This is a genomic window from Microbacterium sp. Root61, assembly GCF_001427525.1.
Lineage (GTDB): Bacteria > Actinomycetota > Actinomycetes > Actinomycetales > Microbacteriaceae > Microbacterium.
Window position 1 is genome coordinate 1,124,278 of sequence record NZ_LMGU01000001.1, and the last position, 20,112, is coordinate 1,144,389.

A 20,112-nucleotide genomic window follows, 5' to 3' on the forward strand; every position below is an offset into this window, starting at 1 on the left:
CCACGGTGGGCCCTGACACGGTGTCAGGGTCAAGTCGGTCCCGCAAGACTTTACGATGGAGGGCTATGCCCTCTCCCGAACCCGTCATCACGTACCCGCCGGAGCTGCCCGTCAGCGCCGCGCGGGACGAGATCGCGCTCGCCATCCGCGACCATCAGGTCGTGATCGTGGCCGGCGCAACCGGTTCGGGCAAGACCACGCAGCTGCCGAAGATCTGCCTCGAGCTCGGTCGCACGAAGATCGCGCACACTCAACCGCGCCGCATCGCGGCCCGCACGATCGCCGAGCGCATCGCCGAAGAGCTCGAGGTGCCGCTCGGCACCACGGTCGGCTACAAGGTCCGCTTCACCGACAAGGTGACCGAGGACACCCGGGTCACGCTCATGACCGACGGCATCCTGCTGAACGAGATCCATCGCGACCGGCTGCTCAGCCGCTACGACACGATCATCGTGGACGAGGCGCACGAGCGGTCCCTGAACGTCGACTTCCTCATCGGGTACCTGCGCCGCATCCTTCCGAAGCGCCCGGATCTGCGCGTCATCGTGACCAGCGCGACGATCGATCCGGAGAGCTTCGCGAAGCACTTCGCGGATGCCGCGGGCAACCCCGCCCCGATCATCGAGGTCTCCGGACGCACGTATCCCGTCGAGATCCGCTACCGCGGACAGGTCGAGGAGGTCGCGACTGACGGCGCTGCGGACGAGGGAGGATCGGCTCGATCCAACCGCGAACCGGCCACTGCCCGACCGAAGCGGGCTCCTGTCACCAAGCGCGACGACACCCCCGACGACGTCGACGCCATCGTCGCGGCCCTGCGCGAGCTCGACCGCGAGCCGTCCGGCGATGTGCTCGTCTTCCTTCCGGGTGAGGCGGAGATCCGGGATGCCGCGGACGCCGTCCGCGGCGCCTACGCCAAGGACACCTCACCCACCGAGGTGCTCCCCCTGTACGGCCGACTGAGCGCCGCCGAGCAGCATCGCGTGTTCGAGCGCTCCACCGTCGCCGGCGTGCGTCGCCGCGTCATCCTCGCCACCAACGTCGCCGAGACGAGCCTGACAGTTCCCGGCATCCGCTACGTCGTGGACACCGGCACGGCACGCATCTCGCGCTACAGCGTCCGCACCAAGATCCAGCAGCTGCCGATCGAGGCGATCTCGCAGGCCTCCGCCCAGCAGCGCGCCGGCCGTGCGGGTCGCACCGCCCCGGGCATCGCGATCCGGCTGTACTCGGAGGAGGACTTCGAGAAGCGCCCCGAGTTCACCGAGCCCGAGATCCTGCGCACGAGCCTGGCCTCCGTCATCCTGCAGATGCTGGCGCTCGGTTTCGGCGACATCACCGCCTTCCCGTTCCTCACCCCGCCCGATTCACGCGGGGTGAAGGCCGCCTTCGACCTCCTGCTCGAGCTCGGCGCGGTGCGACCCGCCGAGCGCGGCACGCGGTCGGGCGACCAGCCGAAGGGGCCGGCGCTCACTCCCCTGGGCCGGGAGATCGCGCGCCTGCCGATCGACCCGCGATTCGCCCGCATGCTGCTGGAAGCGCGCAAGACCGGAGTGTTGTCCGATGTGATGGCGATCGTCGCGGGCATGTCGATCCAGGACGTGCGCGAGCGTCCGGAGGAGCGCCGCGAGGAGGCCGACCGGCTGCACGCGCGCTTCACCGATCCGACCAGCGACTTCCTGAGCATGCTCAACCTCTGGAACCACCTTCAGGAGCAGCAGGCCGAGCTGGGATCCAGCGCGTTCCGGCGCCTCTGCCGTGCCGAGCACCTCAACTACGTGCGGGTGCGGGAATGGGTCGACGTCCACCGCCAGTTGCGCTCGCTCGTCTCGCGCTCCGACAAAGGCGAACGGCATGATTCCGGCGGTTCGGCCGATCCGGACGAGATCCACAAGGCGATCCTGTCCGGATTGCTCTCGCACATCGGCATGCTCGACGAGCGCAGCTCCGCCCGGGCGTCGAACGCGCGCACTGACACGAAGCGCCAGCCGGCGGCCGAGTACGTCGGTGCCCGCGGCGCGCGGTTCGCGATCTTCCCCGGATCCGGACTGAAGAAGAAGCGCCCGGACGTGGTGATGGCCGCCGAGCTCGTCGAGACCTCGCGCCTGTTCGCCCGCACGGTCGCGGCGATCGATCCGGCCTGGGCCGAGCCGCTCGCCGGTGACCTCGCGAAGCGGCAGCTCGGGGATCCGCACTGGTCCAAGACCGCGGGAGCGGCCGTCGCGTCCGAGAAGGTCACGCTCTTCGGCGTCGAGATCATCCCGCGCCGCCGCGTGCAGCTGGCCCGGTACGACCGGCCCCTCGCCCGCGAGCTGTTCCTGCGGCACGCCCTCGTCGAGGAGGACTGGGACCCGTCCTACCTCGACAAGCAGCTCACCGCCTTCCTCCGCCGCAACCTCGAGCAGCGACGACGCCTGGAGAAGATCGAGGAGCGCGAGCGCCGCCGCGACATCCTCGTCGGCGACGAAGCCGTCTTCGCGTTCTACGACGCCCGCGTCCCGCAGGACGTCTTCGATGCCCGCTCCTTCGAAGCCTGGTGGCGCGATGCCTCGTCCCGCACCCCGCGACTGCTCGATCTGACCGAGGCCGACCTCGTCGACGAGGCCGCCCGCGGCGACGCCCGCGACTTCCCCGCGCGCTGGCAGCAGGGCGATCAGGTGCTGTCGCTGGCGTACCGCTTCGAGCCGGGGGCGCCGGATGACGGTGTCACGGTCATCGTGCCGCTCGCACTGCTCGCGCAGCTGCGCCCGGACGGATTCGACTGGCAGGTGCCGGGGATGCGGGCCGAGCTCGTCACCGCCCTGCTCCGCGCACTGCCCAAGGCGATCCGCCGCAACGTCGTGCCCGCGGCGGACTGGGCGGCCCGGTTCTCCGACGAACTGGCCGGGCTCGGCCCGGAGGCGCACAACGGCCTGCCCGCGACGACGCTCCGCGAGACGCTCGCGCGGCTGGTCCAGCGGGTGGCGAACCAGCCCGTGACCGCGGCCGATTTCGACATGAGCCGAGTGCCGGAGCACCTGCAGGTCTCGTTCCGGGCCGTGGACGAACGTGGCCGGGCCGCGGCATCCGATCGCGATCTGCTCGCTCTGCAGACCCGGCTCGCCGACCGCGCGCGCACCACGGTGGAGCGCTCGCTGCAGCGCGGCGCAGAGCGTTCGAACGCACCGGAGTCGGGTAGCAAGACAGGGCCGATGCCGCCGTCCGGTCCTCAGGGCCCTGCCGCTGCCCCGCTGACCCGGACGGGCCTCACGGACTGGACCTTCGACGATCTCCCCGAAGTCGTCGACACGAAGGTCGCCGGCGGCGTGGTGCGCGGCTACCCCGCCCTGGTCGATGACGGCGCGACCGTCTCGGTGCGCATCGAGACGACGCCGGAGGAAGCGGCGCGGCAGACCCGCGCCGGCGCCCGCCGACTGCTTCTCCTCACGGTGCCGTCGGCCGCCGCGTATGTGCTCGAGCACCTCACCGCGAACGAGAAGCTGGCGCTCGCGGCATCCCCGTATCCGTCCGCGAAGGCGCTCATCGAGGACTGCCGCACGGCCGTCGCGGACGCCGTGATCGCTCGCCTCAGCCCGACGGGCGTGATCCGCACGCGAGCCGAGTTCGCGCGGGTCCGCGACGCCTTCTCCGCCGGCGTGGTCGATGACGTGTTCAAGACCGTGTCGCTGACGGCGCGCATCCTGATCCTCGCGCGGGACGCCGACCGTGCCGTGCGCAGCCAGAACTCGCTCGTCCTGCTCGGTGCACTCAACGACATCCGCGGGCAGTTGTCCGGACTCGTCTTCCCCGGCTTCGTCGCGCAGACCGGCCTCGCCCGACTCGCGCAACTGCCGCGCTACCTCCAGGGCGTGCTCGAACGACTGAGCGGCCTCGCCGACAACCCCGGCCGCGATCGACAGCGGATGACGGAGTTCGAACGCGCCGCCGCGCTGTTCGCCGACGCCGGCGGCGTCATCCCTCCCCCGCCGGATGCGCCGGCATCGCTCGTGCACGCGCGATGGCTGCTGGAGGAGTACCGGATGAGCCTGTTCGCCCAGCGCGTGGGGGCCGGCGAGCCGGTCTCGCTGCAGCGGATCACGAAGACGCTCGCAGGCTGACATGTCCGCGGCGGAATACGACGAGACGGAACGGCGGTTGACACAGACATGACCCAGGCGATCGTGTACACCCAGTTCGGCGGACCCGAAGTCCTCACCCTGATCGACGTTCCCGACCCCGTCCCCGGCGACGGCGAACTGGCGGTGCGCATCGAGGCGGTGGGTGCCAACCCCATCGACGCGAAGCTGCGCAGCGGTCTCCGCGCCTCAGCCGCGATCGACGAACCGCGCAGGGTCGGCTCCGACGCCGCCGGTGTCGTGACCGCGATCGGCGCGGGCACGGAGGGGTTCCGCGTCGGCGATCCCGTCGTGCTGAGCGGAGTCGCGGGGGCGTACGCCTCCGATGCGGTGGTGCCGGCCGCGCGCGCGTGGGTCCGGCCGCCCCAGGTGTCCGCCGCCGAGGGCGCGGCGATCGGCATTCCCATCGGCACGGCATACCAGGTCGCCCGTTCGATGGCCGTCGGGTCGGGTGACACCCTGCTGCTGCACGGCGGCTCCGGTGCCGTGGGTCAGTCGATCATCCAGTTCGCCGTCCGCTGGGGCGCCAGCGTCGTCGCCACCGGCTCCCCTGCGCGATTCGACCGACTTCGCGAACTCGGCGCCATCCCGGTCGCTTATGGACCCGGCCTCGCCGATCGCGTGCGGGAGGCGGCCCCGCAGGGCATCACGGTCGCGATCGACGCCGCCGGCACCGATGAGGCACTGCAGAGCTCGATCGAACTCGTGGATGATCTGTCGCGCGTGGCGACGATCGTGCGAGGACGGGATGCTGCGGGCCTCGGCATCCGCGCCTTCGCCGGCGGCAGCCCCGAACCGCTCACCCGACAGCAGAGCGTGTGGCGCGCAGAGGCCGTGCCGGTCGCGCTCGCCCTGATGTCGGCCGGTCAGTTCTCCGTCGAGATCGGCCCGTCGCTCCCCCTCGCCGACGCGGCCGAGGCGCACCGCCTCCTCGAGTCCGGCGTGACCGGCAAACTCGTACTCATCCCCTGAACCGAGCGGGTGCGGCGGTGCCGCAGTCCTCACCGGCTGAGCCGACATCGGGTACCCGTCCGAAGACGGGTACCCGATGCCGGATCTTGAGGAGTGGCACCACCTCCGCGCGGTTACGCCTCCGCGGGCGCGACGGCGCGGCCGATCGACAGCATGAGCCGGTTCGCCCAGTTGAAGAACGCGGCGCCGTGGATCACGTCCGAGATGGACAGGTCGTCCAGCCCCACCTCGCGGAGCCGCGCGATGTGGGCCGTGGTGAGCCCGAACGGGGTGCGGGTCACCGCGACGGCCGCCGCCACGATGGCGTCCCAGCGGTCGCCCAGCTCGGCGGTGACGCCGTCGTCGAGCAGACGCTGCACATCGTCGGGCCGGTGGGAGTAGTGCGCCGCGAAACGGGAGTGGACCGATGCGCAGAACACGCACCCGTTCTCCCGGGAGGCAGCGGTCGCCGCAAGCTCGCGCTCCGCTCGAGGCAGCCCCTCGGCGACGTTGTAGAAGATGTCGTTGTCGGTCCGCGTGCGTGCCGCCAGGATCTCGGGATCGCGCACGAGCAGCCGGAAGTAGTCCGACTTGAGTCGATTGCGATCGATCGCGGCCGCGAAGTGCCGCTCGGTGAGTTCGGCTTCGGGCTTGGGGTCGAGCCACGGCAGCCACCCGACGCCCTCGCGGGTGAACGCCTCAGGGTGCGGGGCATCGTGCGTCCGGACGGCGACGAGCTGGGTGATGTCGGTCATGCTGCTACCTCCTCGGAGAGTACGCGGAGTCCGGAGATGACCCGCTGTTGGAATGAGATGAAGGCGACGAGCTGCGAGAGGGTGACGATGCCGTCCGGCGTCCAGCCCGCGTCGAGCAGCGCCTGGATGGAGTCTCCGGAGGCCTCGCGCGGCCGATAGACCAGCAGGTGCGCGTGCTCCAGCGCCGCGGTGAGGCGCGCCCCGATGCTCTCGCGGACGCTCTCGGCGGCGTGATACCGCAGTCCATCGGTGCTCTCGGCGTGCAGTCCCTCTTCGGCGTAGTGACCGTACGGGCCGCTGGTCGAGGCAGCCGCCGCTTCACTCACCACGATGTCGGTGAGCGCGGCATCCGCGTCTCGGGCCTGGGCGGCGTGGTGCGCGGCGGTCGCCGTGTCGGCGGCGAGGCGCGTGATGAACGCGGCGACCAGCCGGCGCTCGGCGAGACTGGCGTCGCCGTCATCAAGCGGGCTGAAGAGGGCGTCGTAGCTCGCTTGACTCTGCTCCCGCGTCTCGGGACGGCGGCGACGCAGCACATCGATGCGACTGCCGGGCGCGACGCCCACCAGCCTGTCGATGATGTCGGTGTCGGTGGACATGTGTTCTCCTTCGGTAGGGGTGAGGATGGATCGAGGAATCAGCGGGATGCGGTGGCCAACTGCGCGCGCCAGTTCAGAGCGGGTACGACCTCGGACGCGAGCAGGTCGATGTGACGGAGGATGAGCTCGTGCGGAGGATCGACCGAGTGCACCTGGAACGACACATCGGTCGCCCGCTGCAGGGTGGTGTCCGCGGCGAGCTGCTCGGCGACATCGCTCGGCGTGCCCAGGTGCGTGTCACTGGCGCGGATCAGGTCGTCGAGATCGCCGGTCGCAGCATCCAGGCCCTGTGCGGCGAACACGGCACGGAACTTCTCGAGTCCCCGCGCGGCCCACAGCCGCGCCTCTTCGGTGGTGTCCGCCACGAAGGCGGTCCGCGACGCGAGGATGCGGGGCGCGACGCCGGACGGCAGCGCCTCCAGGTAGCCGTCGATGATGTCGTTCTGGATGTCGCTCAGCGACAGGCCCACCGTCTCGGGGGTGGCCGGCTGGGTGCGCGACAGCAGCAGGCCGTTGCCGCGTCTCCCTGCGGCGATGGCACCGCGCTTCGAGAAGGTCGCCTCCCAGATGCGGTCGGCGAGGGTTCCGGACGCCGGGTAGAGGCGATTGTCCGACCCCGCGATCGCGTCCCCTCGCAGCGCCGCGGTCACCGTCGCGAGATGGGCGTCGTACACCTCGCGTCGCGCGTCGAAGGTGGTGCCGAAGCTGGGGAACGAGCTGGGTGTGCCCCCGGAGCCGAACCCGAGCTCGAGGCGTCCGCCGGAGACCAGATCCGTCACGCTCGCATCCTCGGCGAGGCGCACCGGGTGCTCGAGAGGCAGCGTGATGATGCCGGTGCCGAGTCGGATCCGTTCCGTGAGTGCCGCCGCGTGCGCGAGGAAGACGAGAGGCGACGGCAGCCCGCCCTCCTTCTCGTGGAAGTGATGCTGGGCGACCCACACCGAGTCGAAGCCGGCGCGCTCGGCGCGGGTGACCTGTTCGAGCGCGAATCGGTACCGCTCGGCGGGGGGCGCCTCATCGAGCACGCGGGTGAAGAACCCGACCCCTTTGATCGTCATGTCGTCGTCTCCTTCTGTCGTTGCCGGTCGACGCGCCGCGGGATCGCTTCCAGCAGCTCTCGGGTGTATTCCTTCTGCGGGTGGAGGTAGATCTGCCGGGTCGGCCCGGCCTCCTCGACACGGCCGTGGTGCAGCACCGTGACGGTGTCGGACACCTGCCGCACGACGTCGAGGTCGTGGGAGATGAAGACATACGTGAGCCCGCGCTCACGCTGGAGTTCGGCCAGCAGATCGAGGATCTGGGCCTGCACGCTCACGTCCAGGGCGGACACCGGCTCGTCGAGCACGACGACGCGCGGATCCAGGATGAGCGCACGCGCGATGGCCACTCGCTGACGCTGCCCTCCGCTGAGCTCTCTGGCGCGGCGGGTGTGCACGGCCGTCCCCAGTGCGACCCGATCGAGGATCGCGGCAGCCTGCTCGCGCCGGATGCGGCGTCCGCCGAGACCGAAGTTGCGGAGCGGCTCGGCGACGATGTCGAGCACCGACATGCGCGGGTTGAGCGAGCCGAAGGGATTCTGGTAGACGAGCTGCACGGTCTGTCGGAACTGACGACGCGCCTCGCCGCGCAGGCCCGCCACGTCGTTGCCCGCGACGGTGACCTCTCCCCCATCCGGGGTCTCGAATCCGAGAAGGATGCGGGCGGTCGTCGACTTGCCCGAACCGGATTCCCCGACGATCGCATGGGTCGTGCCGGCGGCGACCTCGAAGGAGACGTCATCGATCGCCGTCACCGTCGTCGCGCGTGATCCTCCGCGGCGGAACTGCTTGTGCAGCCCGCTGACACGCACGGCGGGCGCGGCGTCCTCTTCTGCGGAGGCGATCACCGTCGGGGGCCCTCGGAAGACGCGGTCGTTGAGCGACGGCGCGTTCAGGAGCAGCCGACGCGTGTACCCGCTCGACGGCGAGTCCAGCACGGCGGCGACGGACCCGTCATCCTCCACACGCCCGTCCTTCATCACGATGATCCGATCGGCGCGCTCGGCCGCCACACCGAGGTCGTGCGTCACGAAGAGGATGCCGGTGCCGTCCTGCCGACGGAGGTCATCGAGCAGATCGAGGATGCGCCGCTGCACGGTGACATCGAGGGCGCTGGTGGGCTCGTCGGCGATGAGCAGCCGAGGTTGCAACGCGAGCGCCGCCGCGATCAGCACCCGCTGCCGCATCCCCCCGGACAGCTCGTGCGGATATGCGCGCGCCACCCGCTCACCGGGCAGTCCCACGCGATCGAGCAGCGCGGTGACGCGGGCCGAAACCGCAGATCGGTCCTTCTCACCATGGATGCGGAGCGCTTCGCCGACCTGCCAGCCGACACTCTTCAGCGGGTCGAGCGAGCTGCCCGGGTCCTGCGGGATCAGACCGACGCTCTTCCCGCGGATGGTCTCGAGGCGGCGCCGTGACCAGCCCTGGATCTCGGTGCCGTTGAGCGCGATCGTTCCGCTGCGGATCCGCGCGTTGCCCGCGAGCAGCCCCAGCACCGACAGGGCCGTCGTGGTCTTGCCCGACCCTGTCTCCCCCACGATGGCGACGACCTCACCGGGAGCAACCGACAGGCTCACCCCGTCCACCGCCGTGTGGGTTCCGCCCTCACGGGTGTCGTAGTCCACGACCAGGTCGCGAATGCTCAGCAGGCTCATTTCGAGCCTCCCAGTGCGTGGCTGATGCGATTGGCGGAGAGCACCACGGCCACGATGACCGCGCCCGGAAGCGTCGTCACCCACCACGCGGCACCGAGCATGTCGCGGCCCTGCGCGATGATCATGCCCCACTCGGGATCCGGCGGCGTGACCCCGTAGCCGAGGAAGCCGAGCGTGGAGAGCGCGAGGATGGCGATGCCGAACTGCATCGCGGCCAGCGCCACGACCGGCCGGGTGGAGTTGGGCAGGATGTGGCGCCACAGCACCGCGATGAACCGCGCGCCGGACCCGAACGCCGCTTCGACGTACTCCGTCCCGCGCACCTGGACGACCTCGCTGCGCACAAGACGGGCGAAGGTGGCGACGGATCCGATCCCGACGGCGATAGCGACGTTGATGGTCCCCGGTCCGAGCAGGATCACGATGGTCAGCGCGAGCAGCAGGCCCGGGATCGACAGCAGCACGTCGACGAAGCGCATCACCGCGTCATCCACGAATCCGCCGAGGGATCCGCTCACCACGCCGAGGACGGTGCCGACGACCATGCCGACCGTGACGGCGACGAATGCGCCGAGGAGGGATTCGGATGCGCCGTAGACGACGCGCGAGAACTGGTCGCGGCCGACGGAGTCGGTGCCGAAGAGGTGCTGCCAGCTGGGTCCCTGAAGCCCTGTGACCACGCTGGTGTAGGCGTCGTACGGTGCGAACAGGACGGGAGCGATCGCCCACAGCACCACGACCACCACGATGACCCACGAGAGGACCAACGTCACGGACGGTCGACGGATGCCGAACAGGAGGCGACCGGCGTGCCGCGCACGAGTCGGCGTCGATGACGTCGGCAGCGCGGGAGGCTGTTCGTCGACGAGGACGTCACCGACGACCTCGATCGGCCTGTGGGGGTCGAGCTCTCGCTCGGTTGCGATGGTCATGGATCCTCCTACGCTCCGGCTGCCTCGCGCACCGGCGAGTGCTTGTCTGTGGTCTGTGTCCGGCCGCGCGCACGCAATCGCGGATCCAGGACGGGGTAGAGCAGATCGACGATGAGGTTGATCAGGACGAAGACGGCCGCGGCGATGACGACGATCGCCTGCATGACGGGCATGTCCTGCGCGGTCACGGCCTGGTTGGTGAGGCGGCCGATGCCGTTGCGGGCGAAGACGGTCTCGACCACGACGGATCCGGAGATCAGCTCGGCGAAGATCAGTCCGCTGATCGTCAGCACCGGCAGGAGCGAATTGCGCGCCGTGTGGCGCGTGAGAGTCCACCACCGCGATGCGCCCTTCGCCTCGACGACGTGGATGAAGGGGCTCGTCGCGACGTCGTCCAGTGTGCGCAGGATGATCTGTGCGAGCGGGGCGGACACGGGGATCGCCAGGGTGATCACCGGCAGGATGAGCTTCTGCCAGTCCTCCCCGCCGATCACGGGGACCCACGCGAGTTGGAACGACAGCACCTGGATCAGCACGATGCCCAGCCAGAAGGCCGGGATCGAGATCAGCAGCGACGGAACCCCGATGAGCGCGTTGCGCAGCCACCCCGAGCGCGAGTACACGGCGGCCAGGGACACGCCGAGCGCCAGGATGACGGCCACGACGAACGCCAGCCCGGCGAGCACCAGCGTCGAGGGCAATGCCGCCTGCACCCGGTCGATCACCGGCACCGCGTTCTCGATGGAGTAGCCGAAGTCGCCGTGGAGCGCGCCCAGCAGCGCGTGTATGTACTGGATGAGCAGCGGATCGTCGACACGGTAGTACTCGCGGATGACGGCGACCTGCTCGGCCGAGAGCCCCATCTCGGGGTTCTCGAACTTGATCATGATGCCGTCGCCGGGGAGCGCGTTCAGCAGGAGGAATGACACGGTGTACGCCGCCCACAGGACGAACAGCGACTGTGCGATACGAGTGACGATGCGCCGGGACATTCCCCTGCCTCCCGCCCGTTCCTACTTGTCCAGCCAGGCGTTGTAGAGCCACGCCCGCCCGACGGATTCCCACCCGAATCCGTGCACGTACGGTGCGGCCGCGTATGTCTGCGGCAGCTCGTAGAGCGGGATCGTGTAGGCGTTGTCGATCAGGTAGTTCTGCACCTCGGCGGCCTTGGCGTAGCGCTCCTCCTCGGACGGGAGCGTCGAGATCTGCACGAGCAGGTCATCAAGCACCGTGTCGTCGGAGAGCAGCGCGTTGCGCGAGCCCTTGCTCCAGAAGTTGCTCTTGAGCACGTCGGGGTCGACGCGACCGACGTGAGTGGTGATCACGCCGATGTCGTTCGCGTCCTTCTGACGTGCCGTGCTCGTCGCCGGGTCCGGCGTCTCGATCTTCAGCTCGACGCCGACCTTCTCCCACTGCTGGGCGATGATCTCGTTGGTCTGCTGCGACTGCGGGAAGACCGCGATCACGAAGGTCGTGAACGACAGTCGCTGTCCGTCCTTCTCCCGGATCCCGTCGGCTCCGGCGACCCAGCCGGCGTCGTCGAGAAGCTCGTTCGCCTTCTCGGGGTCGTAGATCAGCTTGTCCGAGAGATCCACGTAGCCGGTCGCCCCCGAGCTGAGCACCGATGTCGCGGGCTTGTAGTTGTCGGAGAAGAGCGTGTCGGTGATCTCCTGAGGGTTCGTCGCCAGTTGCAGCGCCTTGCGCACGGTGATGTCCGCCAGCAGCGGGTTGGTGAAGCGCAGGGCGAGCTGCGGGTTCACTCCGTTGGTCTGCGGCGCGTACACCTCGAACCCGGCGTCTTCGAGCCCGCCCTCGTCGTAGGCCTGCACGGTGCGGATGGCATCGCCCTGACCGGACTTCAGCGCGCCGATGCGCACGCTGTCCTCCGGTGTGACGATGACGTGGATCGCGTCGAGGTACGCACGACCCTGGTGCTCGATCTCGGCCGGGGCCCAGTCGTAGTCCTTGCGCACGTTGAGGGTGTATTCCTGCTCGGGAACCACGTCGCCGACCGTGAAGGGTCCGGTGCCGATGAAGTTCTCCAGCTGGCACTGCTGCTCGTACGGCAGCTCCAGCGTCTCCTGGGCGACGATCGCCGAGCCGACGACAGAGGTGGCTTGCAGGAATCCGGGCGAGGGTGCAGTGAAGTGGAAGACGACGGTGCTGTCGTCGATCACCTCGGAGGACTCGTAGTTGCTCACGAACTCCTGCGCCGCCAGGCCCAGCTCCTTGTCGCCGAGACCGAAGTGATCGAAGTTCGCCGCGACGACCTCCGCCGTCAGCGGGTCGCCGTTGGAGAAGGTGACATCGTCGCGGAGGTGGAAGATGTACTCCGTCGCATCCTCGTTGATCTCCCACGACTCGGCGAGCCAGGGCTCGATGTCGCGGGTCTCGGGGTCTTGATACGTCAGCTTGTCGCCGATCTGGTTGAGGATCGTGGCGACCGGGTAGTAGCCACCACCCCCGGCGTAGAAGCAGGTCGGGAACTGGTACTCGAGGAAGGTGAGCGTGCCGCCGACGACCGGCTCACCGGACGGCGAAGCCGAGCCTCCTGGGGATGGTGTGCTCGCGCAGGCGGCGAGCGAGGCGATGCCGATGATCGCGACGGCGCCTGCCGCGGCGCGGAGAACGGAACGGGACATGGGGTCTCTCCTGGTGGATGGGTGTGCGCGGGAAGGTGTGTCGCCACGTTAGGGAGAGGTCCCGAGTGCCCGCGAACGACCACGTCACCGCGAGCAACCGCACGACCAGCCGGGACACCGTGCGTCACAGCGCGTAATGCAGAACGCCCGATCACGCAGGTGCGTGATCGGGCGTTCTGGTGCGACCGAAGGGCGTCGGGCTCGATGGAGAGCGTCTCAGGCGGGCGACACGACCCCTGCCGGCGTCGGACCGGTGGCGATCGGACGCCCGCGGGTGTTGGACCACTGGCTCCAGGACCCGGGGAACACGACCACGTCGATCCCGGCGATGGCTCCGGCGAGCGCGGTGTGGGCGGCGGTGATGCCCGACCCGCAGTAGGCGGCGGTCGCCACGCCGGGCGTGACGCCGGCCGAGGCGAACGACGCTCGGATGACGACGGGCTCGTGGAACCGGCCGGAGTTCAGGTGCACTCCGGTCGGGAGGCTGATCGCCCCAGGGATGTGCCCGGCGATCGGATCGAGCGGTTCGATGTCACCGCGATACCGCTCCGGCGCGCGCACGTCCAGCAGCACGCCTCGGCGTGGCCAGGCGGCGGCATCGTTGATATCGGCGACGTCGTAGGACGGCTCGACGGGCAGTTCCACAGTGCCGCGCGGCGGGAGCACGTCGCCGGTTTCCAGGGGCAGCCCGGCATCCGTCCAGGCGCGCAGTCCCCCGTCCAGCACCCGGACATCGACGACGCCGCGCAGCAGCCACCAGAGCCGCGCAGCCGCCACGGACTGCACATCGTCGTAGACCACGACGGCGTCGCCCGACTTCAGCCCCCAGCGCCGGGCGGACTCCTGCAGCTGCTCCCGCGTGGGAAGAGGATGCCGCCCCTCGGACGGCTCGCCCCGGCGCGAGAGTTCGTGATCGAGGTCGACGTACACGGCACCCGGCAGGTGGCCCTCGAGGTACTCGGGACGCCCCTCCGGCCGGTCCAGCCGCCAGCGCACGTCCAGCAGACGCGGGGCCGCATCGGAGGCGAGCAGCGTGGCGAGTTCGGACGCGGTGATCAGCAGGGGCATGTCCCCATGGTGCCTCCGCGCGGCGCCCGGGAGGCAGTCCTCCCCGCAACAGAACGACACACGACGCGGTGTCCCGGGCATGCGCCCGGGAGAATGGATACATGCCAGTTACCCCTCCCGAGCAGTCATTCGCGACGGCGCAAGTTCAGGCGGGGTTCGTCTCCGGTGTCGCCCAGAACACCGCGGTTCCGCCGATCTACCAGTCGAACGCGTTCGAGTTCTCGACACTGTCCGAGGCGCGCGATCTGTTCGCGCTGCGCCGCGACGGAAACATCTACAGCCGTGCGGCCAACCCCACGGTGCTCGTCTTCGAAGAGCGCGTCGCCGTGCTCGAGGGCGGCATCGCTGCGGCCGGCGTCGCCTCCGGCCAGGCTGCGGTCGCGCTCTCGCTGCTCGCCCTCGCGAAGTCGGGTGAGCACATCGTCGCCGCCCGTCAGCTCTACGGCGGCACCGTCGACCTGCTGCAGGACACCTTCGCCGACTGGGGCATCGCCGTCACGTTCGTCGATCAGGACGACCTGCAGGCCTGGGCGGACGCTGTCCGTCCGGAGACCCGCGCGTTCTTCGCCGAGTCGGTGACCAACCCGATCGCCCAGATCCTCGACCTCCGCGCCGTCGCCGACATCGCGCACGCCGCGGGAGTGCCGGTCGTGATCGACAACACCGTTGCGACGCCGTACCTGCAGCGCCCGAAGGACTTCGGCGCCGACATCTCGGTGCACTCCGCCACGAAGTTCATCGGCGGCCACGGCACCTCCCTCGGCGGCGTGATCGTCGACCTCGGCACGTTCGACTTCAGCGCCGAGCCCGCCCGCTGGCCGCAGCTGACCGAGCCGTACCGCCGCGTCGCCGGCGGCAGCCTGGTCGAGCGGTTCGGGGAGAAGGCCTCGCCCTACATCGCCCTCGTCAAGACCAAGTACGTGCACGACCTCGGCCCGTCGCTGTCGGCCTTCAACGCCTTCCAGCTGCTGCAGGGTCTGGAGACACTGGACCTGCGGATGTCGCGGCACAGCGCCAACGCGCAGCTGGTGGCCGAGTTCCTCGAGGCGCACCCCGCCGTGGCGCGCGTGCACCACCCCGGGCTGCCCTCCAGCGACTGGCACGGACTCGTGGAGACGTACCTGCCGCGCGGCGCGGCATCCGTCTTCTCCTTCGATCTGCACTCGACGGGCGACGACGCGGCGGACTTCGAGCGCGTCGAGCAGTTCATCGGGCGTCTGCACATCTCGCGGCTCGTGGCCAACATCGGCGACGCGCGCAGCCTCGTGGCGCACCCGGCGTCGATGACGCACAGCCACATGACGCCGACGCAGCTGGCCGAGTCCGGCATCACCTCGACGACCGTGCGCCTGTCGGTCGGGCTGGAAGACCCGAGCGACATCTTGCGCGACTTCGGCGCGGCGCTCGACGTCGTCTAGCGTCGGCGCAGGATCAGGATGCCGCGACCAGCGCGCGGTAGCACTCGATGCCGCGCAGCCAGGCGTCGACCCGGATGCGCTCGTTGTGCGAGTGCAGCGCGTCGCGCTCAGAGCGGCTCATCGAGAACGGCGTGAACCGGTAGACGTTCTCGCTGATCGCAGTGAACCAGCGACTGTCGCTCGCGCCGAGCTGCAGGTACGGGGTCGTGACGACGTCCGCGCCGAGGGTGTCGCGCACCGCGGTGGCGATCCGCTGCCAGGGCTCGCCGCGCCACGGCGACACCGGCGACGGGTTCGAGCCGTGGCGCACCTCGAGCTCGATGCCCGGGTCGCCGATGGCCCGGCGCGCGTGCTCGGTGGCGCTGTCCACGGTGTCGCCTGTCAGCAGGCGGATGTTCACCGATGCCCGAGCCGCAGTTGCGAGCACGTTCTCGCCGGGTGCGCCGCTGAGCTCGGTCGCCACCGCGGTGGTGCGCACGAGCGCATTCGTCTCGGGGCCGAGCTTCGCGAAGGCGAGGGCCACGAGCGGACCGGTCAGCGCGAGGTTCTGGAACAGCGCGCGCAGCGGCTGCGGGGCATGCGGAGCGATCGTGGCGAGCATCGCCCGCACCGGCGGGGAGATGCGCCGCGGGAACGGACGACGGTGCAGCCGATCGATCGCTCGGGCCAGCCGCACGGTCGCCGGAAGCACCGGCGGAGTGGACGCGTGCCCGCCCTGCTCGCGCGCGGTCAGGTGCAGCGTCATGACGCCGCGTTCGGCGACGCCCACCATCGCGGTCGGCGCGCTCACGCCGGGCAGCACTCCCTCGACCACGGCGCCACCCTCGTCCAGCACCAGCGCGGGGCGCACGCCGCGTTCGCGCAGCAGCGCCACGATCGCCTGCGCTCCCCCGCCGGCGGTCTCCTCGTTGTGACCGAAAGACAGGTAGACATCGTTGCGCGGTACGAAACCTTCGCCCACCAGCTGTTCGACCGCTTCCAGGATCGCGACGAGCGATCCCTTGTCGTCGATCGCGCCGCGCGCGTGGATCGCGGCCTCGGCTCCGGTGCCGACGATCTCCGCGCCGAACGGCGGGTGCGTCCACTCGGATTCGACCACGGGCACCACGTCGAAGTGCGCCATCAGCACGAGCGGTTCGGCGCTCTCCTGACCCGCCCAGCGGAACAGCAGCGAATGGCCGTCGACGACTTCGCGGACCAGGACGCGGTGGATGCCGGGGTACAGGCGCTCCAAGGCCGCGGCGAACTCGTCGAACCGGGCCCAATCGATGAGCGATTCGTCGGCGTGCGAGACGGTCGGGATGCGCAGGAGCTCTTGAAAGCGCTCGAGGGAGGATGCCACGGCACGAGCCTACCCGCGGCATTTCGGGCGTCTCCTCCACGCCACCGAACGAGAACCGGTCCGCGCGCGGCGCCCGCCGTCGGTACGCTCGAAGCATGACCGGACTGCGTTGGGGAATCCTTGCCACGGGCGGAATCGCTCACGCGTTCACGCACGATCTTCGGACGGCGGGATGCACCGTCACAGCCGTGGGGTCCCGGCGGGCAGAGTCCGCCGAGCGCTTCGCCGCCGAATTCAGGATTCCGCGCTGGCACGGGTCGTACGAAGAGCTCGCCGCCGACCCCGAGGTGGACATCGTCTACGTCTCGACGCCGCATCCGATGCACGCCGAGAACGCGATGATGCTCCTCGAGCACGGCAAGCACGTGCTGATCGAGAAGCCCTTCACCCTCAACGCCGCCGAGGCCGCCGCCATCCGCGACCTCGCCCGCGCGCGCGGCCTGCTCGCCATGGAAGCCATGTGGACCCGGTACCTGCCGCACATGATCCGCATCCGCGAGCTCGTCGCGTCCGGTGCCCTGGGCGAGATCCGTGCGGTGAGCGCCGATCACACCCAGCTCCTCACCTCGGACCCGGAGCACCGCCTCAACGCGATGGACCTCGGCGGCGGCGCGCTGCTCGACCTCGGGATCTACCCGATCTCGTTCGCGTGGGACATCCTCGGCGCCCCGACCTCCGTGGTCGCCTCCGCACGCCTGGGCGAGACCGGCGCCGACACCGAGGTCGCGACGATCTTCACGCACGCCTCCGGCGCGCTGTCCACGACGCTGTCGTCGTCCCGCGCGGCGGGGTCCAACACCGCCCACATCGTGGGCACCTTGGCCCGCATCGACATCGACCGGGTCTGGTACAACGCCACCTCGTTCCGCCTCACCGCGCCCGACGGCACCGTGCTCGAAACCTACGTGTCGGACATCGACGGGCGCGGGATGCAGTTCGAAGCGCTGGCCGCGGAACGCTTCATCGCCGACGGACTCCGCGACAGCGACGTCCTCCCCCTCGACGAGACCGTCGCGATCATGGGTACGCTCGATGAAGTGCGCAGTCAGATCGGCGTGACCTATCCCGGGGAGAACCACCATGCCTGATCCATCCGCCGGCCGCGTTGCGGTCTACCTCGACTTCGACAACATCGTCATCAGCTGGTACGACCGCGTGCACGGCCGCAACTCGTACGGCCGCGACCGCCAGCGCATCATCGAAGAGCCGAACGACCCGGAGATCGCCGATCGCCTGGCCCACGCGATGATCGACGTCGGCGCCGTGATCGACTACGCGGCATCATTCGGGACGCTCGTGCTGACCCGTGCCTACGCGGACTGGTCCTCGCCCGTGAACGCCGTCTACCGCACGCAGCTCGTGGCCCGTGCCGTCGACCTCGTGCAGCTCTTCCCGGCGGCCGCCTACGCGAAGAACGGCGCCGACATCCGTCTCGCCGTCGACGCCGTCGAAGACATGTTCCGCCTGCCCGACCTCACGCACGTCGTGATCGTGGGCGGAGACTCGGACTACGTGCCGCTCGCGCAGCGCTGCAAGCGCCTCGGCCGTTACGTCATCGGGGTCGGCGTCGCCGGCTCCACCGCCAAGTCCCTCGCCGCCGCGTGCGATGAGTTCGAGGCCTACGACTCGCTCCCGGGCGTCAAGCCGATCGTGCGCGCCCCCGCCAAGGAGCAGCCCGCGAAGGAGCCCGCAAAAGCGAAGGACGCCGCGAGCGACGCGACGACCGTGCCCGCCGCTGCACCGGCACGCGGCCGCCGCGGATCCGGCACGAAGGCCGCCGCCGCGAAGGCCGCCGAGGCCGCGGAGACGACCGAAGCGAAGGCCGCAGACGCGAAGGATGCCGCTCCGGACGCGGCGCCCAAGACGCGCGCCACGGGTGGCCGCCGCGCCGGCAGCAAGACGCCCGCGAAGGATGCGGCGACCGAGGCGCCGCCCGCCAAGGCACCCGCGTCCGCCGAGGTGGAGGCATCCCTCGTCGACGCACTGGACGAGGTCGCCCCGCCCAAGCGCACCAACCGTCGCGTCACGACCAAGACGATCGCGCCCTCGACCGACCTCGTGTTCGAGGACGGCAGCGGCGACCTGTTCGACGACGGCGGTGCCGAGGAGCCCGTCGAAGACCCGCAGGAGACCGCGACCGCGCTGCTCGAACGCGCCCTGCGCCTCGGCCACGACAAGGACGACGCCGAGTGGCTGCACAGCTCCGCGGTCAAGACCCACATGCGCCGGATGGACCCGTCCTTCAGCGAGAAGGGGCTCGGCTACCGCTCGTTCTCGGACTTCGTGAAGGCCCGCGAATCGATCGCCGAGCTCGAAGAGACCGGCCACGAGCGCCTGGTCCGACTGCGCGAACACTAGACGCACAGCGCCATTCCGGGCACCCGTGAAGTAAAGTGTCGTCCGTGGCACGACTGAACGCCCCGCCAGGCTCGCAGTCTTCACTCCGTGAAGCGAACAGAGCCCGACTCGTCGAGTCGCTCAAACGACATGGGCGCCTCACCCAGGTCGAGCTCGCGGGCAGCACGGGGCTCTCTCCGGCGACGGTGTCGAACATCGTCAAGGAGCTCACCGCGTCCGGTCTGCTGCACACCTCGATCACGTCGCGCAGCGGCCGCCGCGCGACCCTCGTGTCGCTCGCCCGGCAGCTCGGACTGGTCGCCGGGGTGCACTTCAGCTCCCGGCAGCTGCACATCGCGATCGCCGATGCCACGCGCACGGTCGTCACCCAGACCTCGCTGCCGCTACCGCTGGACCATCGCCACGACGCCGAGCTGGACCGGCTCGCCATCCTGCTGAGCGACATGATGGACACACTCGGCGGCTCGCTCACCGATCTGCTCGCCGTCGGGCTCGCTCTGCCGGCGCCCATCGACCCGCGCACGGGGATGGTCTCGACCCCCGGGCTGCTGCGCGGCTGGGAGGGCATCGACGTCGCCGAGAGCCTCACCGCACGGATCGGACGGCCCGTCTACGTCGACAGCGAGGCGAACCTCGGTGGACTGGCCGAGGCGCGTGAGGGCGCCGGGCGCGCTGTGTCGTCGTCGGTCTTCATCCGTGTCGGGCACACGATCAGCGCCGGACTCGTCGTCAGCGGCGACCTGTTCCGCGGGTTCAACGGCAAGGCCGGACAGATCGGGCACGTCACGATCGACGAGAACGGCCCCATCTGCCGGTGCAGCAACCGCGGCTGCCTCGAGACCTACGCGGGCGGTCCCGCGCTGCTCTCCCTCTTCCCTCCGGGGGAAGGGATGCAGCGGCTCGGCGACCTGATCCAGGCCGCCGAAGCGGGTGACGGCAGCTCTCGCCGTGTGATCGCGGATGCCGGCCGTCACATCGGCATCGCCGCAGCCAGCCTCTGCAACCTGTTCGACCCCGAGCTGATCATCGTCGGCGGAGAGCTGGCCGAGGCGGGCGAGATCCTGATGGCGCCGATGCGGCACTCGCTGGATCGCAGCGCGCTGGCGACCGCCGAGGGACTCCCGGAGATCGTCGGCGCCTCCTTCGGCAGCTGGGCCGAGACGCGCGGCGCCATCGCGATCGCGCTGGATCACGTGACCGTCGACGCCGAAGCGCTCCCCTTCTCGGCCTAGGCCGGACC

15 protein-coding genes and 1 pseudogene are annotated in these 20,112 nt (G+C 70.1%); 7 read left to right on the top strand and 9 right to left on the bottom strand.

Going from position 1 to position 20,112, the window contains the following annotated elements; translation table 11 throughout:
- Positions 1 to 65 precede the first annotated feature (65 nt).
- Entirely contained in the window at positions 66 to 4,097 is a 4,032-nt protein-coding gene (gene hrpA / locus ASD65_RS05510) for an ATP-dependent RNA helicase HrpA (protein WP_056219565.1), read from the top strand.
- Positions 4,098 to 4,145: 48 nt separating this feature from the next.
- Complete coding sequence (locus tag ASD65_RS05515) at positions 4,146 to 5,087, top strand: quinone oxidoreductase family protein (RefSeq protein ID WP_056219568.1); 942 nt, start codon at positions 4,146 to 4,148, stop codon at positions 5,085 to 5,087.
- 113 nt (positions 5,088 to 5,200) lie between these two features.
- Here the strand turns inward: ASD65_RS05515 and ASD65_RS05520 are convergent, their stop codons facing one another.
- The 8 genes from ASD65_RS05520 to ASD65_RS05555 all read right to left on the bottom strand — a co-directional run bounded on the left by ASD65_RS05520 (position 5,201) and on the right by ASD65_RS05555 (position 13,754).
- A complete protein-coding gene (locus ASD65_RS05520) occupies positions 5,201 to 5,821 on the bottom strand; it encodes an alkylhydroperoxidase domain protein (protein WP_056219571.1) in 621 nt (206 codons plus the stop codon).
- A complete protein-coding gene (locus ASD65_RS05525) occupies positions 5,818 to 6,417 on the bottom strand; it encodes a CMD domain protein (RefSeq protein WP_056219573.1) in 600 nt (199 codons plus the stop codon). The genes ASD65_RS05520 and ASD65_RS05525 overlap by 4 nt, the downstream gene beginning before the upstream one ends.
- A gap of 38 nt (positions 6,418 to 6,455) precedes the next feature.
- Positions 6,456 to 7,475 (bottom strand): putative FMN-dependent luciferase-like monooxygenase, encoded by a 1,020-nt coding sequence (locus ASD65_RS05530; protein ID WP_056219576.1) that lies wholly within the window; start codon positions 7,473 to 7,475, stop codon positions 6,456 to 6,458.
- Positions 7,472 to 9,112 carry a dipeptide ABC transporter ATP-binding protein gene (locus tag ASD65_RS05535; RefSeq protein WP_056219577.1) on the bottom strand — a complete coding sequence of 547 codons (1,641 nt, stop codon included), beginning with the start codon at positions 9,110 to 9,112 and terminating at the stop codon, positions 7,472 to 7,474. The genes ASD65_RS05530 and ASD65_RS05535 overlap by 4 nt, the downstream gene beginning before the upstream one ends.
- Positions 9,109 to 10,044 carry an ABC transporter permease gene (locus ASD65_RS05540; protein WP_082561580.1) on the bottom strand — a complete coding sequence of 312 codons (936 nt, stop codon included), beginning with the start codon at positions 10,042 to 10,044 and terminating at the stop codon, positions 9,109 to 9,111. The genes ASD65_RS05535 and ASD65_RS05540 overlap by 4 nt, the downstream gene beginning before the upstream one ends.
- Positions 10,045 to 10,052: 8 nt before the next feature.
- Positions 10,053 to 11,036, bottom strand: a complete 984-nt coding sequence (locus ASD65_RS05545) for an ABC transporter permease (RefSeq protein ID WP_056219580.1) — start codon at positions 11,034 to 11,036, stop codon at positions 10,053 to 10,055.
- A gap of 21 nt (positions 11,037 to 11,057) precedes the next feature.
- The gene (locus tag ASD65_RS05550; protein WP_056219583.1) at positions 11,058 to 12,686 is read right to left on the bottom strand and encodes a TIGR04028 family ABC transporter substrate-binding protein; all 1,629 of its coding nucleotides are present in this window, start codon (positions 12,684 to 12,686) and stop codon (positions 11,058 to 11,060) included.
- A gap of 216 nt (positions 12,687 to 12,902) precedes the next feature.
- On the bottom strand, positions 12,903 to 13,754 hold the full coding sequence (locus tag ASD65_RS05555) for a sulfurtransferase (RefSeq protein ID WP_056219586.1): 852 nt from the start codon (positions 13,752 to 13,754) through the stop codon (positions 12,903 to 12,905).
- Positions 13,755 to 13,855: 101 nt separating this feature from the next.
- Between ASD65_RS05555 and ASD65_RS05560 the strand changes: the two genes are divergently transcribed.
- Positions 13,856 to 15,172 (top strand): O-acetylhomoserine aminocarboxypropyltransferase/cysteine synthase family protein, encoded by a 1,317-nt coding sequence (locus ASD65_RS05560; RefSeq protein ID WP_056219588.1) that lies wholly within the window; start codon positions 13,856 to 13,858, stop codon positions 15,170 to 15,172.
- A gap of 13 nt (positions 15,173 to 15,185) precedes the next feature.
- On the opposite strand, the gene ASD65_RS05565 is transcribed toward ASD65_RS05560, so the two are convergent.
- Positions 15,186 to 16,514 (bottom strand): M20/M25/M40 family metallo-hydrolase, encoded by a 1,329-nt coding sequence (locus ASD65_RS05565; RefSeq protein ID WP_056219590.1) that lies wholly within the window; start codon positions 16,512 to 16,514, stop codon positions 15,186 to 15,188.
- Positions 16,515 to 16,609: 95 nt separating this feature from the next.
- On the opposite strand from ASD65_RS05565, the gene ASD65_RS05570 reads away from it, so the two are divergent.
- From ASD65_RS05570 to ASD65_RS05580, 4 genes and pseudogenes are all read left to right on the top strand, one after another.
- On the top strand, positions 16,610 to 17,602 hold the full coding sequence (locus ASD65_RS05570) for a Gfo/Idh/MocA family protein (RefSeq protein ID WP_056219592.1): 993 nt from the start codon (positions 16,610 to 16,612) through the stop codon (positions 17,600 to 17,602).
- A pseudogene (locus ASD65_RS19435) lies at positions 17,595 to 18,191 on the top strand (NYN domain-containing protein); the annotation flags it as partial. The gene ASD65_RS05570 and the pseudogene ASD65_RS19435, both read left to right, overlap by 8 nt.
- A gap of 381 nt (positions 18,192 to 18,572) precedes the next feature.
- Positions 18,573 to 18,872, top strand: a complete 300-nt coding sequence (locus ASD65_RS19440) for an OST-HTH/LOTUS domain-containing protein (protein ID WP_442922448.1) — start codon at positions 18,573 to 18,575, stop codon at positions 18,870 to 18,872.
- A gap of 44 nt (positions 18,873 to 18,916) precedes the next feature.
- Positions 18,917 to 20,104, top strand: a complete 1,188-nt coding sequence (locus tag ASD65_RS05580) for an ROK family transcriptional regulator (RefSeq protein WP_235566611.1) — start codon at positions 18,917 to 18,919, stop codon at positions 20,102 to 20,104.
- The last annotated feature ends 8 nt before the right edge of the window (positions 20,105 to 20,112 follow it).

Bases quoted from the DNA above. Each gene is read 5' to 3' on its own strand.
- hrpA (WP_056219565.1), top strand. From the start codon at position 66: ATGCCCTCTCCCGAACCCGTCATCACGTACCCGCCGGAGCTGCCCGTC.
- ASD65_RS05515 (WP_056219568.1), top strand. From the start codon at position 4,146: ATGACCCAGGCGATCGTGTACACCCAGTTCGGCGGACCCGAAGTCCTC.
- ASD65_RS05520 (WP_056219571.1), bottom strand. From the start codon at position 5,821: ATGACCGACATCACCCAGCTCGTCGCCGTCCGGACGCACGATGCCCCG.
- ASD65_RS05525 (WP_056219573.1), bottom strand. From the start codon at position 6,417: ATGTCCACCGACACCGACATCATCGACAGGCTGGTGGGCGTCGCGCCC.
- ASD65_RS05530 (WP_056219576.1), bottom strand. From the start codon at position 7,475: ATGACGATCAAAGGGGTCGGGTTCTTCACCCGCGTGCTCGATGAGGCG.
- ASD65_RS05535 (WP_056219577.1), bottom strand. From the start codon at position 9,112: ATGAGCCTGCTGAGCATTCGCGACCTGGTCGTGGACTACGACACCCGT.
- ASD65_RS05540 (WP_082561580.1), bottom strand. From the start codon at position 10,044: ATGACCATCGCAACCGAGCGAGAGCTCGACCCCCACAGGCCGATCGAG.
- ASD65_RS05545 (WP_056219580.1), bottom strand. From the start codon at position 11,036: ATGTCCCGGCGCATCGTCACTCGTATCGCACAGTCGCTGTTCGTCCTG.
- ASD65_RS05550 (WP_056219583.1), bottom strand. From the start codon at position 12,686: ATGTCCCGTTCCGTTCTCCGCGCCGCGGCAGGCGCCGTCGCGATCATC.
- ASD65_RS05555 (WP_056219586.1), bottom strand. From the start codon at position 13,754: ATGCCCCTGCTGATCACCGCGTCCGAACTCGCCACGCTGCTCGCCTCC.
- ASD65_RS05560 (WP_056219588.1), top strand. From the start codon at position 13,856: ATGCCAGTTACCCCTCCCGAGCAGTCATTCGCGACGGCGCAAGTTCAG.
- ASD65_RS05570 (WP_056219592.1), top strand. From the start codon at position 16,610: ATGACCGGACTGCGTTGGGGAATCCTTGCCACGGGCGGAATCGCTCAC.